The 14,411-nt window shown below is 70.1% G+C and carries 12 protein-coding genes and 2 tRNA genes; 3 read left to right on the forward strand and 11 right to left on the reverse strand.

Annotation, left to right across the window (positions count from 1 at the left end; translation table 11 throughout):
- Nucleotides 1-6: 6 nt before the first annotated feature.
- The 3 genes from OG552_RS11830 to OG552_RS11840 all read right to left on the reverse strand — a co-directional run bounded on the left by OG552_RS11830 (nt 7) and on the right by OG552_RS11840 (nt 4,695).
- Nucleotides 7-342, reverse strand: a complete 336-nt coding sequence (locus tag OG552_RS11830) for a DUF4233 domain-containing protein (protein ID WP_329132020.1) — start codon at nt 340-342, stop codon at nt 7-9.
- Between the two features lie 13 nt (nt 343-355).
- Complete coding sequence (folC, locus tag OG552_RS11835) at nt 356-1,999, reverse strand: bifunctional tetrahydrofolate synthase/dihydrofolate synthase (RefSeq protein ID WP_329132023.1); 1,644 nt, start codon at nt 1,997-1,999, stop codon at nt 356-358.
- A gap of 65 nt (nt 2,000-2,064) precedes the next feature.
- Nucleotides 2,065-4,695 (reverse strand): valine--tRNA ligase, encoded by a 2,631-nt coding sequence (locus OG552_RS11840; RefSeq protein WP_329132026.1) that lies wholly within the window; start codon nt 4,693-4,695, stop codon nt 2,065-2,067.
- Nucleotides 4,696-4,811: 116 nt separating this feature from the next.
- On the opposite strand from OG552_RS11840, the gene OG552_RS11845 reads away from it, so the two are divergent.
- Nucleotides 4,812-5,768, forward strand: a complete 957-nt coding sequence (locus OG552_RS11845) for a hypothetical protein (protein WP_329132028.1) — start codon at nt 4,812-4,814, stop codon at nt 5,766-5,768.
- Nucleotides 5,769-5,866: 98 nt separating this feature from the next.
- Here the strand turns inward: OG552_RS11845 and clpX are convergent, their stop codons facing one another.
- From clpX to OG552_RS11870, 5 genes are all read right to left on the reverse strand, one after another.
- Entirely contained in the window at nt 5,867-7,150 is a 1,284-nt protein-coding gene (gene clpX, locus OG552_RS11850; protein ID WP_329132030.1) for an ATP-dependent Clp protease ATP-binding subunit ClpX, read from the reverse strand.
- Nucleotides 7,151-7,314: 164 nt separating this feature from the next.
- Nucleotides 7,315-7,989 (reverse strand): ATP-dependent Clp protease proteolytic subunit, encoded by a 675-nt coding sequence (locus tag OG552_RS11855; protein WP_329140744.1) that lies wholly within the window; start codon nt 7,987-7,989, stop codon nt 7,315-7,317.
- A gap of 94 nt (nt 7,990-8,083) precedes the next feature.
- Nucleotides 8,084-8,701 carry an ATP-dependent Clp protease proteolytic subunit gene (locus OG552_RS11860; RefSeq protein WP_329140746.1) on the reverse strand — a complete coding sequence of 206 codons (618 nt, stop codon included), beginning with the start codon at nt 8,699-8,701 and terminating at the stop codon, nt 8,084-8,086.
- Between the two features lie 570 nt (nt 8,702-9,271).
- Complete coding sequence (tig, locus tag OG552_RS11865) at nt 9,272-10,678, reverse strand: trigger factor (protein ID WP_329132032.1); 1,407 nt, start codon at nt 10,676-10,678, stop codon at nt 9,272-9,274.
- Between the two features lie 185 nt (nt 10,679-10,863).
- A tRNA-Pro gene (locus OG552_RS11870) sits at nt 10,864-10,940 on the reverse strand.
- Between the two features lie 109 nt (nt 10,941-11,049).
- Between OG552_RS11870 and OG552_RS11875 the strand changes: the two genes are divergently transcribed.
- Nucleotides 11,050-11,123, forward strand: a tRNA-Gly gene (locus OG552_RS11875).
- A 149-nt stretch (nt 11,124-11,272) separates the two neighbouring features.
- Here OG552_RS11875 and OG552_RS11880 read toward each other — a convergent pair.
- Complete coding sequence (locus OG552_RS11880) at nt 11,273-11,725, reverse strand: Lrp/AsnC family transcriptional regulator (protein ID WP_329132034.1); 453 nt, start codon at nt 11,723-11,725, stop codon at nt 11,273-11,275.
- A gap of 124 nt (nt 11,726-11,849) precedes the next feature.
- On the opposite strand from OG552_RS11880, the gene OG552_RS11885 reads away from it, so the two are divergent.
- Entirely contained in the window at nt 11,850-12,902 is a 1,053-nt protein-coding gene (locus OG552_RS11885) for an asparaginase (protein ID WP_329132036.1), read from the forward strand.
- On the opposite strand, the gene OG552_RS11890 is transcribed toward OG552_RS11885, so the two are convergent.
- Together OG552_RS11890 and OG552_RS11895 are read right to left on the reverse strand one after the other, a co-directional pair.
- Entirely contained in the window at nt 12,867-13,061 is a 195-nt protein-coding gene (locus OG552_RS11890; protein ID WP_329132038.1) for a hypothetical protein, read from the reverse strand. The genes OG552_RS11885 and OG552_RS11890 overlap by 36 nt on opposite strands.
- 161 nt (nt 13,062-13,222) lie before the next feature.
- Nucleotides 13,223-14,365, reverse strand: a complete 1,143-nt coding sequence (locus tag OG552_RS11895; protein ID WP_329132040.1) for a PP2C family protein-serine/threonine phosphatase — start codon at nt 14,363-14,365, stop codon at nt 13,223-13,225.
- Between the last annotated feature and the right edge of the window lie 46 nt (nt 14,366-14,411).

Genomic DNA, 14,411 nt, shown 5'->3' on the forward strand with positions numbered 1-14,411 from the left:
TAACCGTCAGGCCGCTGTCGCCGTATGGCGGGCCCTGATCTCGTCGATCTTGCGGCCGTAGTGGATGGACGCCCACCACAGCGCGGCGAAGATGACACCGAGGATGAACATCGTACCGACCACGAAGCCGCTGGCGATCAGGCCGATCTGCAGCGCCCAGCCGACGGCCAGCGCACCCGGCCGGGTGACCGCCCCGCACAGCAGGACGCACAGCGCCATCGCGATGCCGCAGACCGTCCAGACCGTGCCCTGGGACAGGTCGGGGTGCTTCATCGCGACCAGCCCGGCGAACCCGATGACGAAGAACTCCCCGATCAGCGTGCTCGAACACAGCGTCCGCATGGTCCGCCCTCCTTCACTTGCCGCTCCTTCGCCGGCCCAGCAGCAGCCGGGCCTCTCCGACGGTGACCACGGAGCCGGTGACCAGTACCCCGGCCCCGGCGTACTCGCCCTCGTCCTCGGCGAGCGTGATGGCCGCCTCCAGCGCGTCGTCGAGCCGCGGTTCGACCTGCACCCGGTCGGTGCCGAAGACCTCGACGGCCAGGGCGGCCAGCGTGTCCACGTCCATCGAACGGGGGGTGGAGTTGCTGGTGACGACGACCTCGGCGAGGACCGGTTCGAACGCCTCCAGCAGGCCGCGTACGTCCTTGTCACCGCTGGGGCCGACCACGCCCACCAGATGGGTGAAGCCGAAGACCTCGCCGATGGCGGCCGCGGTGGCCTGCGCGCCGCCCGGGTTGTGGGCGGCGTCCAGCACCACGGTGGGGCTGCGGCGGACCACTTCGAGCCGGCCCGGTGAGGTGACACTGGCGAAGGCGGCGCGGACGGTGTCCACGTCGAGGGTGCGCTCGTGCTCACGGCCGATGCCGAAGAACGCCTCGACGGCGGCCAGCGCGAGGACCGCGTTGTGCGCCTGGTGCTCACCGTGCAGCGGCAGGAACACCTGCTCGTACACGCCGCCGAGCCCGCGCAGGGTCAGCATCTGGCCGCCGACCGCGACCTCGCGCCGCACCACGCCGAACTCCATGCCCTCGCGGGCCACCGTGGCGCCCACCTGGGCGGACCGCTCCAGCAGGACCTTCGCCGCGTCGGCGGGCTGCTGGGCGAAGACCGCGGTGGCGTCCTTCTTGACGATGCCGGCCTTCTCGGCCGCGATCTCGGCGGTGGTGCCGCCGAGCCGGTCGGTGTGGTCGAGCGAGATCGGGGTGACCACGGCGACCTGGCCGTCCACCACATTGGTGGCGTCCCAGGAGCCGCCGAGCCCGACCTCGACGACGGCGACGTCCACCGGGGCGTCCGCGAAGGCCGCGTAGGCCATCGCCGTGATCACCTCGAAGAAGGAGAGCCGGTGCGGTTGGCCGTCGTCCACCAGACCGATGTACGGCTGGAGGTCGCGGTAGGTCTCGATGAAGCGCTCGGCGCTGATCGGGGTGCCGTCCAGGCTGATCCGCTCGGTGACCGACTGGACATGCGGGCTGGTGTAGCGGCCGGTGCGCAGTTCGAAGGCGAGCAGCAGCCGCTCGATCATCCGGGCGGTGCTGGTCTTGCCGTTGGTGCCGGTGATGTGGATCGCCGGGTACGCGCGCTGCGGGTCGCCCAGCAGGTCCATCAGCGCGCTGATCCGGACGAGTGAGGGCTCCATCTTCGTCTCGGGCCAGCGGCCGAAGAGCTCCTCCTCGACGGCCCGCAGTTCCCGGTCGACCTCGGGGTCGGTGGGCCGGCCCGGCACGTCGTCCTCGGGCGCCGGCGGGGCGACGGTGGCCCGCAGCGTACGGCTGCCGGCCTCGATGACGGCCATGTCCGCCTCGCGGACCGTCCCGTCGGTACCGTCGGCACCGTCGTCGTCGGCACCGTCGTACCCGTCGGTACCGTCGTCGTGACCGGCCTGGTGGGCGGCGTCGTAGTCGATCTCCTCGGAGGCACGGTCGGCGGGATCGCCGCCGAAGGTGTCGTCCGGGAAGTCGTCGTCGTAACGATCGTCGCTGGGGGGGTTGCTCACGTCGTCCAGTCTACGGATGCGGGCCCGGGCCCAGGGCCCGGGCCCAGGGGGCCCTCAGGAGCGGCTCACGCCTCGGGCAGCGCCGCCAGCTGCGCGCCGATCCTGGCGATGTCCGCCTCGGCCGCCGCCAGCCGGGTGCGGATCCCCGCCACGACCGGCTCCGGCGCCTTGGCCAGGAACCCTTCGTTGCCGAGCTTCCGCTCCGCCTGCTCCTTCTCCTTCTCGGCCAGGCCGAGGTCCTTGCTGAGCCGCTTGCGCTCGGCCGCCACGTCGATGGTGCCGGACAGGTCGAGCGCCACCGTCACCCCGGCCACCGGCAGCGTCGCGGTGGCGTGGAAACCCTCGGCGGCCGGCTGGAGCCGCAGCAGCTGCCGGATGGCGTCCTCGTGCGGCGCCAGCAGGCTGCCGTCCAGCGTCAGCAGGGCCGGGACCCGCTGGCCCGGCTGGAGGCCCTGGTCGGAGCGGAACCGGCGGACCTCGGTGACCACCCGCTGCACCTCGGCGATCTCCGCCTCGGCCGCGGCATCACGGAAGCCGCTGTCCTTCGGCCAGTCGGCGAGCACCAGGGTCTCCCCGCCGGTGAGGGTGGTCCACAGCGTCTCGGTGACGAAGGGCACCACCGGGTGCAGCAGCCGCAGCATCACGTCGAGCACCTCGCCGAGCACCCGGCCGGAGACCCGCGCTGCCGGTCCGCCCTTGATGAAGGTGGTCTTGGAGAGCTCGACGTACCAGTCGAAGACCTCGTCCCACGCGAAGTGGTAGAGCGCGTCGCTGAGCTTCGCGAACTGGAAGTCGTCGTAGTACGCGTCGACTTCGGCGACCACGGTGTTCAGCCGGGACAGGATCCACCGGTCGGCCGGGGCGAGTTCGGCCGCGGCCGGCAGCGGCCCTTGAACGCTGGCACCGTTCATCAGCGCGAACCGGGTGGCGTTCCAGATCTTGTTGGCGAAGTTGCGGGACGCCTTGACCCAGTCCTCGCCGATCGGCACGTCCGCGCCCGGGTTGGCGCCGGAGGCCAGGGTGAAGCGGACGGCGTCGGAGCCGTAGGCGTCCATCCAGTCCAGCGGGTCGACCGAGTTGGGGTTGGACTTGGACATCTTCTTGCCGTGCTCGTCCCGGACCAGGCCGGTGAGCGCGATGGTGTGGAACGGCGGCACGTCGTCCATCGCGTACAGGCCGAACATCATCATCCGGGCGACCCAGAAGAAGATGATGTCGTGGCCGGTGAGCAGCACATCGGTCGGGTAGAACTTCTCCAGTTCGGGTGTCCGGTCCGGCCAGCCGAGGGTGGAGAAGGGCCACAGCGCCGAGGAGAACCAGGTGTCCAGGACGTCGGACTCCTGGGTCCAGCCCTCGCCCGTGGGAGCCGGGTCGTCCGGGCCGAGGCAGAGCTCCTCGCCGTTCGGCCCGTACCAGACCGGGATGCGGTGGCCCCACCACAACTGGCGCGAGATCGTCCAGTCGTGCATGTTGTCGACCCAGTCGAAGTACCGCTTGGCCATCTCCGGCGGGTGGATCGTCACCCGGCCGTCGCGCACCGCGTCGCCCGCGGCCTTCGCCAGCGGCGCGACCTTGACCCACCACTGCAGCGACAGCCGCGGTTCGACGGTGGTGTGGCAGCGCGAGCAGTGGCCGACCGAGTGGACGTACGGGCGCTTCTCGGCGACGATCCGGCCCTCTTCGCGCAGCGCCCCGACAATCGCCGAGCGCGCCTCGAAGCGGTCCAGGCCCTGGAACGGCCCGTGCACGGTGATGACCGCGCGCTCGTCCATCACCGTGATGGACTCCAGGCCGTGCCGCTGCCCGATCGCGAAGTCGTTGGGGTCGTGGGCCGGGGTGACCTTGACCGCGCCGGTGCCGAACTCCGGGTCCACATGGGCGTCCGCGACCACCGGGATGGTGCGGTCGGTGAGCGGCAGTGCGATCTGCCTGCCGACCAGGTGCCGGTAGCGCTCGTCGTCCGGATGGACGGCGACCGCGGTGTCACCGAGCATCGTCTCGGCGCGGGTGGTCGCCACGACGACCGAGTCGTCGCCGTCGCCGTACCGGATCGAGACCAGTTCGCCGTCGTCGTCCTGGTACTCCACCTCGATGTCGGAGATGGCGGTCAGACAGCGCGGACACCAGTTGATGATCCGCTCGGCCCGGTAGATCAGGCCGTCCTCGTAGAGCTTCTTGAAGATGGTCATGACGGCCCGGGACAGGCCCTCGTCCATCGTGAAGCGTTCCTTGGACCAGTCGACGCCGTCGCCGAGCCGGCGCATCTGGCCGAGGATCCGGCCGCCGTACTCTTCCTTCCACTGCCACACCCGCTCGACGAACGCCTCCCGGCCGATGTCCTGGCGGGACTTGCCCTCGGCGCCGAGCTGCTGCTCGACCTTGTTCTGGGTGGCGATGCCGGCGTGGTCCATGCCGGGCAGCCAGAGCGACTCGTAACCCTGCATGCGCTTGCGGCGGGTCAGCGCGTCCATCAGCGTGTGCTGGAAGGCGTGCCCGAGGTGCAGCGTGCCGGTGACGTTCGGCGGCGGGATGACGATGGTGTACGGCGGCTTCTCGCTCTTGGCGTCGGCCTCGAAGTACCCGCGCTCCACCCAGCGCTCGTACAGCGGCCCCTCTACCTCGGCCGGTGCGTACTGCGTCGGCAGGTCGGGGGTGCTGTTCGGCCCGCGGTCGGGGCGCTGAGTGTTGTCGGTCACGACACCGATTCTACGGGGGCGGACCGGGCTGTTACGAACCAGTTGCTCCCCCGGCGTAAAGACGGGGTAAGTCATCGGCAAGGATGTCCCCACACGTTAACGGAGGGGACGTACCCATGAGTTTCAACCAGCCGCCGCCCAACCCGTACGGGCAGCAGCCGCAGGGGGACGGCTACGGCCAGCCGCAGCAGCCCGGCTACGGCGCGCCCGGCGGCTACGGTCAGCCGCAGCCGCCGCAGGGCCAGCCGCAGCCGCAGCCCGGTTACGGCTACCCGCAACCGCAGGCGCCGGCCCCGGGCCCGTACGGGCAGGTACCCCCGCAGCAGCCGGCGTACGGGCAGCAGCCCGGCTACGGCTACGGCCAGCCGCCGGTGCCGCCGCAGCAGCAGGGCGGCAAGGGCAAGCGGATCGGGATCATCGTGGGCGCCGTCGTCGTGGTGGTCGCGGTCGTCGTGGGCGTGGTGATCGCCACCGGCGGTGACGGCGGCAGCGGCGGCCTCGCCAACGACGGCAAGAAGTACAAGCTGACCACGCCGGAGACCGTGGCGACCGACTACAAGAAGAGCAGTGACGCGGACGCGTCCGACGACGGCTTCGACGACGATGACGTCGCGCTGCTCACCAAGCTCGGCATGTCCGACCCGCAGCGGGTGCAGGCCGGCTACATGCAGGGGTCGGAGACGACAGGAAAGCTGCTGTCGTTCAGCGGGGCCTGGGGCACCATCAAGGACCCGAAGAAGGTCGCCGACGGGATGATGGCGCAGGCCCGGGCCGGCGCCACCAAGGACGACAGCGACGGCTCCAAGACCGAACTGGTCGGCGGCATCCAGACGTTGCACCCGGCCGGGGCGGACGACGCGGTGGTGGAGTGCCAGACCGCGAAGGTCACCGACTCCGAGTCGCCGAAGGCGTTCGAGGTGACCATCTGCCTGTGGGCGGACTACAGCACGGTCGGCACCGTGACGCCGCTCGACCTCTCGGCCGCCATCGGCGGCACCCCCGGCCTGTCCGCCCAGGACACCGCGGACCTGCTCGCGAAGGTCCGCAAGGACACCCGGGTGGAGATCAAGTAACCGCCGCACGGCACAGCGAAGGGGCGCCCGGTCCGCGATGGACCGGACGCCCCTTCTCCGTACACCGGCTGTGGGCCCGGGGCCGGACGGGCCTGGGGTCAGGCGCTCTTCTGCTCGCCCTTGCCGACGATCCGCGGCTCACGCGGTACGAGCGTCGGGTTGACGTTGGAGTGCACCACGTCCGCGGTGATGACGACACGGGCCACGTCCTTGCGGGACGGCACCTCGTACATCACCGACTGCAGTACCTCTTCCATGATGGCGCGCAGGCCACGGGCGCCGGTCTGCCGCAAGATCGCCTGGTCGGCGATGGCCTCCAGCGCCTCGCGCTCGAACTCCAGCTCCACGCCGTCGAGTTCGAAGAGCTTCTGATACTGCTTCACCAGCGCGTTGCGCGGCTCGACCAGGATCTGCAGCAGTGCCTCGCGGTCGAGGTTGTGCACATTGGTGATGACCGGGAGGCGGCCGATGAACTCCGGGATCATCCCGAACTTCACCAGGTCCTCCGGCATGATCTCGGAGAACTGGTTCGCCATGTTCAGCTCGCGCTTGGAGCGGATGGTCGCGCCGAAGCCGATGCCCTTGGCGCCCGCCCGGGCCTCGATGATCTTCTCCAGGCCGGCGAAGGCGCCGCCCACGATGAAGAGCACGTTGGTGGTGTCGATCTGGATGAACTCCTGGTGCGGGTGCTTCCGCCCGCCCTGCGGCGGCACCGACGCGGTGGTGCCCTCCAGGATCTTCAGCAGCGCCTGCTGGACGCCCTCGCCGGAGACATCGCGGGTGATCGACGGGTTCTCGCTCTTGCGGGCGACCTTGTCGATCTCGTCGATGTAGATGATGCCGGTCTCGGCCTTCTTGACGTCGTAGTCCGCCGCCTGGATCAGCTTCAGCAGGATGTTCTCGACGTCCTCACCGACATAGCCCGCCTCGGTCAGCGCGGTGGCGTCGGCGATGGCGAACGGCACGTTCAGCATCCGGGCCAGCGTCTGCGCCAGCAGGGTCTTGCCGGAGCCGGTGGGGCCGAGCAGCAGGATGTTGGACTTCGCCAGCTCGATGGCGTCGTCGTGGCCGGGACGCCCGCTCTCCCCCGCCTGGACCCGCTTGTAGTGGTTGTAGACCGCGACCGAGAGGGCCTTCTTCGCCGGCTCCTGGCCGACGACGTAGCTCTCCAGGAACTCGTAGATCTCCCGCGGCTTGGGCAGGTCCTCCCAGCGCACCTCGGAGGACTCGGCGAGCTCCTCCTCGATGATCTCGTTGCAGAGGTCGATGCACTCGTCGCAGATGTACACACCCGGGCCTGCGATGAGCTTCTTCACCTGCTTCTGGCTCTTTCCGCAGAACGAGCACTTCAGCAGGTCTCCACCGTCACCGATGCGTGCCACGAGGTGTTTCCCCTTCGCCTGGGATCCGCCGGCCTTCAACGGAGCCTGGTGCTTCTCTCATCGACGGTACCTTGCCGCGGCCCCCGTGTGGGCCCCCCTTGGACGTACTCGTCTGCGAGTCCCAAGGAGGGTCCACCGGTGGGCGGCGGACCCGCACCGATCCGTCAGACGTTCACGGAGGTCTTGCGGGTGGACACGATCTGGTCGACCAGACCGTACGCGAGCGACTCCTCGGCGGTGAGGATCTTGTCCCGCTCGATGTCGTCGCGGATCTGCTCGATCGGCGTGGTGGAGTGCTTGGCCAGCATCTCCTCCAGCTGCTGCCGCATCCGGATGATCTCGTTCGCGGCGATCTCCAGGTCGGACACCTGACCGCGGCCGGTCTCACTGTACGGCTGGTGGATGAGCACCCGGGCATTGGGCAGCGCCATCCGCTTGCCGGGGCTGCCGGCCGCCAGCAGGACCGCCGCCGCCGACGCCGCCTGGCCCATGCAGACCGTCTGGATGTCGGGCTTCACGAACTGCATGGTGTCGTAGATGGCGGTCAGCGCGGTGAAGGAGCCGCCGGGGCTGTTGATGTAGACCGAGATGTCCCGGTCGGGGTCCATCGACTCCAGGCACAGCAGCTGGGCCATGATGTCGTTGGCGGAGGTGTCGTCGATCTGCACCCCGAGGAAGATCACGCGCTCCTCGAAGAGCTTCGCGTACGGGTCGTACTCGCGTACGCCCTGCGAGGTGCGCTCGACGAAGCGCGGGATGATGTAGCGGGCCTCGGCGCCGAACACACCGGGCCGTTCGGCCTCGGTGCGCTCGTACAGGCCGCTGCCGGGGAAGTTCATGGGGTTCACGTCCACCGTCCTGGTGATGAAAGTCTTCGAGTGATCTGCGGGCCGCTGGGCTTGCCGGTGGCTTCCGGTGGCCGGGGGTTGCGGCTCAGGCCGCCGGGCCGCCGGCGCCGGTGCCGCCGCCGCCCGGCACGTGTGCGGCGGAGAGCATCACGCCGTCCAGCAGGCCGTACTCCTGGGCCTCCTCGGCGGAGAACCAGCGGTCGCGGTCGGAGTCCTTGGTGATCTGCTCGAAGGTCTGGCCGGAGTGCTGGGCGATCAGCTCGGCCATCCGGCGCTTGGTGTGCAGCAGCTGCTCGGCCTGGATCTTGATGTCGGTGGCCGAGCCGCCGAGGCCGGCGGAGGGCTGGTGCATCAGGATGCGGGTGTTCGGCAGCGCGAACCGCTTGCCGGGGGTGCCCGCGGTGAGCAGGAACTGGCCCATCGAGGCGGCCATGCCCATGGCGATCGTGACGACGTCGTTCTTGATGAACTGCATCGTGTCGTAGATGGCCATGCCGGCGGTCACGGAGCCGCCGGGGCTGTTGATGTAGAGGTAGATGTCCTTGTCCGGCTCGGCGGCAAGGAGGAGCAGCTGCGCGGTGATCTTGTTGGCGATGTCGTCGTCGACCGCCTGGCCGAGGAAGATGATTCGCTCGCCGAGCAGTCGGTTGTAGACCTGGTCGCCGAGGCCACCGAAAGTCGGCTCGCCGGCGGCGGAAGGCATCGGAGTCGTCACGTATCCACCTGCTCGTTTGTCGGACGGCGAGGGCGCCGCCACAGGGTCTTCGTCAGGGCCGGGGGCCGCTGTCCCGGCGTTGCCGGTGCTGCACCCCTGCCCTCCTACTAACGGACCCTAACGCGCAGGTGGGGCCCGGCAATCCCCTACGCGGAACTGTTCGCTGTGAGCGCAGGTCGCTGCGCGGCCTTTCCGGATGGGCCGGGCGGACGCCGTACCCCGTAGCGGGCGCCGCCCTTCCCCCGCGGGGCGGGGGCCGGTGTGCCCCGTAGCGGGCGGTGACCTTCCCCCGCGGGGCGGGGGACACCGTGCCCCGAAGGGGCGCGGGGAACGGCGCGAGCAACCCACCACCGGCCGGTGGCCCGGACACGACAGCGACTGCCCCTTCGGGCCGGTGACGACGTTCAGCCCGTCGACGGCTGGTCGCGCAGTTCCTCCCCCAGACTTCGTCCGGGGGTACCCCCAGCGCCCCTGTAAGGCACCGTCGGACGCAACCATGCCGCGCGGCGGCAGCCGCACAGGTGGCGCAGCCGCGGCCACGCGGCAGGGAGCCCGGGGTCAGGCCTTCTCGGTGGCCTCGGGCTCGCCGTCAGCGACCGCGTCAGCCGCCGCAGGCTCCACGGTCTCGCCGCCCGAGGCGTCCTCGTCCTCGTCCTCGTCCGCGAGGTCGACGACCTCGCCATTCGTGTCGGTGACCTTCGCCGCCTCGACCACCACGGCCAGCGCCTTGCCGCGGGCGACCTCGCCGACCAGGATCGGCACCTGGCCGCCCTCGACCACGGCCTGGGCGAACTGGTCCGGGGTCATGCCCGACGTGGCGGCGCGCCGCATGAGGTGCTCGGTGAGCTCCTCCTGGTTGACCGAGAGCTTCTCCTTGTTGACGAGCTCGTCAAGGATGAACTGGGTCTTGATGCCCTTGACCGCCTGCTGCTCCAGGTCCGCGTCGTACTCCTCGCGGGTCTTGCCCTCGGCCTCCAGGTAGGAGTCCCAGGTGAGGCCCATCTGCGGGAACTGGTGGTGCTCCAGGTTGTGCACCCGGGTGCCGATCTCGTCCTGCAGCAGCTTCTCCGGGATCGGGACCTCGATCAGCTCGATGAGCGCGTCGAGCACCTTCTCCTGGGCCTGCGTGGCCTGGTCGTAGGACTTCATCCGCTCCAGGCGGGTGCGACTGTCCTCGCGGAGCTCCTCAAGCGTGTCGAACTCCGACGCCAGCTGGGCAAACTCGTCATCCAAGGCGGGCAGTTCGCGCTCCTGGACGTCGGTGACGTCGACCTTGACGGTGGCCTGCTGGCCTTCGGCGGTGCCGCCCTTCAGCTCGGAGGTGAAGGTGGCGGAGCCGCCCTTCTCCAGGCCGATCACGGCTTCGTCGATCCCGTCGAGGAGCTGGCCGGAGCCGATGGTGTAGCTGACGCCGCTGGCGACACCGTCGTCCAGCACCTTGCCGTCGACGCTCGCTTCGAGGTCGACCACCACGACGTCGCCGTCGGCGGCGGGGCGCTCGACCGGGGTGGTCGAGGCGAAGCGGTCACGCAGCTGCTCCAGCGACTTCTCGACGTCCTCGTCCGAGACCTCGACCGCGTCCACGACGACCTCGATACCGGAGAAGTCCGGGATCTCGATGGTGGGACGGATGTCGACCTCGGCGGTGAACTTGAGCTCGTCGCCGTCGTTGAACTCGGTGATGTCGACGTCGGGCTGGCCGAGAACGTTCAGCTCACCCTCGTTGACCGCATCCGTGTAGAACTTGGGCAGCGCGTCGTTGATGGCCTCTTCGAGGACCGCGCCACGGCCGAACCGCTGGTCGATGACGCGCGCAGGGATCTTGCCCTTGCGGAAGCCCGGCACCGTGACCTGTTCGTTGATCTTCTTGTACGCCGCGTCGAGGCTGGGCTTGAGCTCCTCGAAGGGCACCTCGACAGTGAGTCGAACCCGGGTCGGGTTCAGAGTCTCGACGGCGCTCTTCACGGTTGGGTCTCCTTGGGGGCTTTACGTTGGTTGGGGCGATTCGCTTGTGCGCGGGAAGTGCGCGCGTCCGGTCGCCAGCGGCCCATCCTACCGGTACCACAAACCTCCCGGAGGGGGTCGTACCGCAGCCTCCCTGGGCCGGGCCGTACGGGCGGACATGCCGCCGGGCCCGCCGCGGAACTGACTGGTCGGGGTGGCCGGATTCGAACCGACGGCCTTCCGCTCCCAAAGCGGACGCGCTACCAAGCTGCGCCACACCCCGCTGGTGCGACACGTAGAGTACATGCCTCCGTACCCCTGGGCAGCCGGTATTCACCCGCAGCCGCGCCGGTTCGACCGGCTACTATGCGGTGTGCCAGAATCATGGCGCTGCGGGCGTAGCTCAATGGTAGAGCCCTAGTCTTCCAAACTAGCTACGCGGGTTCGATTCCCGTCGCCCGCTCCAGTTCCGCACGGTGTCCGTGCGGCATGCGTAGGACATCCGTAGGACATCCGTACGACCTCCACGGCCCAGGCCCCGGGATCACCTTCCGTGGCCCGGGCCGTCGCTGCGTCCGGGCCCGGGCGGCCGGCGGCGGGGGCCCGAGCACGTTGTCAGTCGACGGGGATGCCCTGGGGGGACTTGATGCGCTTCATGATCATCTGGGAGTTGACGTCGGTGACGCCCGGGAGGGCGATGAGCTTCTCGGTCCAGAAACGCTCGTAGGCGTCGGAGTCGGCCACCGCGATGCGCAGCAGGCTGCCGGGGGCGCCGTAGAGGCGGTAGGCCTCGACCACGTCGGGGATGGACTGCAGGCGCTCCTCGAAGGCCGCGACCGAGGAGCGGTCCCGGCGGACCTCGACGGAGGCGAAGACCTCGAAGCCGCGGGCGACGGCGGCCGGATCGACCACCGCGCGGTAGGTCTGGATCACCCCGTCGTCCTCCAGCTGGCGCACCCGCCGCAGGCACGGGGACGGGGTGAGACCGACGCGCTGGGCCAGCTCCTGGTTGCTCAGCCGGCCGTCTGCCTGGAGTTCGCGCAAGATACTTCTGTCGATGGCGTCCATGACAGCATCTTCTAGCACTCTATGGCGCGATGGTGGTGGATATTCGCAATCATATGGCAGGTCTACGCGCATATCATTGTGTCGGCGGGGACTGCCCACCATCACCCTTGGAGGCGAAGGCATCGTGCGACACGTCGTGGTCATCAGCACCGGAGGCACCATTGCCAGCCGGTGGCAGGGCGACGGGTACGCGGCCGAGGCCGCGGGGCAGGAGGTGCTCGCCGCCGGCGCGGTGCCCGAGGGCGTGGACGTCACCGTGGTGGACCTCTTCACGGTGAACAGCTCCCGGCTCACCACCGACCACCAGCTGCGGCTGCTCCACGCGGTGCACGACGCGCTCGCCGACCCCGCCGTGGACGGTGTGGTGGTCACCCACGGCACCGACACCCTGGAGGAGTCCGCGTTCTTCCTCGACCTCTTCCACGGCGACCGGCGCCCGGTGGTCTTCACCGGCGCCCAGAAGCCGCTGGACGCCGAGGACGGCGACGCGGCGGGGAATCTCTACGACGCGCTGCTGACCGCGGCGACCGGCCGGGACATCGGCGCGGTGATCGTCTTCGCCGGCCAGGTCTTCGCGGCCCGCGGCACCGTGAAGAAGCACACAGTGGACGCGCGCGCCTTCGGCGACCCGGACGGACTCCCGCTGGGCCGGGTCGAGTTCGGGCGGGTCACCTGGGGGCGCCGCCGGCCGCGCGCCGAGGCGCTGCCGCTGCCCGCGCCCGGGACGCCGGCTCCCCGGGTGGACATTCTGATGCACCACAGCGACGGTGACGCCGTCCTGCTGGAGGCCGCGCTGAACGCGGGCGCCCGCGGGCTGGTCGTGGTCGGCACCGGCGCGGGCAACGCCAACCCGCAGGTGGCCGAGGCGGTCGCCAAGGCGACCGCCGACGGCGTGCTGGTCGCGGTCAGCACCCGGGTGGCCGCGGGCGCGGTCGCCCCGCTCTACACCGGCGGCGGTGCGGTGGACCTGGTGGCCGGCGGCGCACTGCTGGCGGGCACCCTGGGCGCCGGGCAGACCCGGATCGCGGTTCTGGCCGCCCTGCTCACCGGCGGACACCCGGGGGCCGGACGGACGCCCGGACGGACGCCCAGAGAGACACTGCGCCGCATCCTGGAGACGAACTCCCAGGCGCTGCCCGCGTCAGAGCTTTATCTGGTTGATGGTGTCGGCAAGTGACGTCAGGAACCGGTTGACGGACGGCGCCATGTTGGTGGAGGCGATGAAGAATCCGAAGAGGGCCGCCACGATGGCCGGTCCGACCTTGATGGACTTGCTCCGGATCATCACAACCAGCACGATCGCCAGCAGCAGCACCGCGGACAGGGAGATAACCACAGCGGATCACTTCCTCTTTCGGTAATTCCTCGCCGGACGTGCCGGACGTGCCGGTCCGGGGAACCGTGCCGCATCTGCTGCCCCCCGCCTCGCCCGTTCCCATGGTGCCATCAGCCACCGACATCCAAGACCTGTCTGGCTCATAGTCCCATTCCCTGGGGCTAGTCCCGGCACACCACGAGCAACGCCCTGTCGTCGTTGACGTCTTTGGCGACCGCTTCGATCAACCGCCAGGCGGAGCCGCGGAATCCGGTCGCCACATAGCGGTCGGCCTCGCCGATCAGCCGGTCCACGCCCTCGGTGATGTCCCGGTCGGCGGCCTCCACCAGGCCGTCGGTGAACAGCAGAAGAACATCGCCGGCCCGCAACGTCCCCTTCACGCCGTGGAATTCGGCGCCGGCGTAGACGCCGAGCAGCGGGCCCTCGGCGGCCTTCTCCTCCCAGCGGCCGGTACCCGCGTGGAGCTGGACCCCGGGCAGGTGTCCCGCGGAGAGCAGTTCGTAGTCGCCGCTCTCCAGGTCGAGTACCAGATGGACCGACGTGGCGAATCCTTCCTCCCAGTTCTGCCGCAGCAGGTAGCCGTTGGCGGCGGTGAGGAAGGCGTGCGGCGGCAGCGAGCCGAGCAGGCCGCCGAACGCGCCGGACAGCAGCAGGGAGCGGGAGGCGGCGTCCATGCCCTTGCCGGAGACGTCGGTGAGCACCGCCTCCAGGATCCGGCCGCCCGAACTGCGGGTGGCCACCACGAAGTCACCGGAGAAGGACTGGCCGCCGGCCGGCCGCAGCGCCATCTCGGCGTGCCAGCCGCCGGGCAGCCGCGGGAGCCTGCTCTGCACCCGGATGCGCTCGCGCAGGTCGAAGAGCATGGTGTGGCCGCGCCGCCAGGGCACCCCGACGCGGGCTCTGAACTGGGCGATGATCAGCCCGGCCAGCGCCACCGCGGTGACCACCAGCACGGTGCCCGGGGTGACCCGGGCCGGGCCTTCCCGGTACGGGCCGAGCACCGCGGACTCGACGACGAGGGCCAGTGCGGAGGCGGCGTAGAGCAGCAGCAGGCTGGAGGGGCGCAGCAGCAGGCCGCCGGTGAGGATCGGCAGCACCAGGGCGCTGGGCGGGCACCACACCGGGGTGCAGACGGTGGCGTACGCGAGCAGCGGGATGGCGAGCGCGAGCACGGCCAGGCCCGCCCAGTCCGAGGCGTCGCCCCGGAAGTAGTCCACCGCGGACTTGCGCACCGCGAGCCGGGCCCGGTGCAGGCCTCTGCTCCACCGGAACCGCAGATCTTCCTTTGCCGAACGCTTTGCCATGTTGCGGCGACCCTACCGACCGGCGGGCCCGCCGTGCAGGGCGGGT

This window comes from Streptomyces sp. NBC_01476 (assembly GCF_036227265.1).
GTDB lineage: Bacteria > Actinomycetota > Actinomycetes > Streptomycetales > Streptomycetaceae > Actinacidiphila.

Bases quoted from the DNA above. Each gene is read 5' to 3' on its own strand.
- OG552_RS11830 (WP_329132020.1), bottom strand. From the start codon at position 342: ATGCGGACGCTGTGTTCGAGCACGCTGATCGGGGAGTTCTTCGTCATC.
- OG552_RS11845 (WP_329132028.1), top strand. From the start codon at position 4,812: ATGAGTTTCAACCAGCCGCCGCCCAACCCGTACGGGCAGCAGCCGCAG.
- OG552_RS11855 (WP_329140744.1), bottom strand. From the start codon at position 7,989: ATGAACTTCCCCGGCAGCGGCCTGTACGAGCGCACCGAGGCCGAACGG.
- OG552_RS11860 (WP_329140746.1), bottom strand. From the start codon at position 8,701: ATGCCTTCCGCCGCCGGCGAGCCGACTTTCGGTGGCCTCGGCGACCAG.
- OG552_RS11880 (WP_329132034.1), bottom strand. From the start codon at position 11,725: ATGGACGCCATCGACAGAAGTATCTTGCGCGAACTCCAGGCAGACGGC.
- OG552_RS11895 (WP_329132040.1), bottom strand. From the start codon at position 14,365: ATGGCAAAGCGTTCGGCAAAGGAAGATCTGCGGTTCCGGTGGAGCAGA.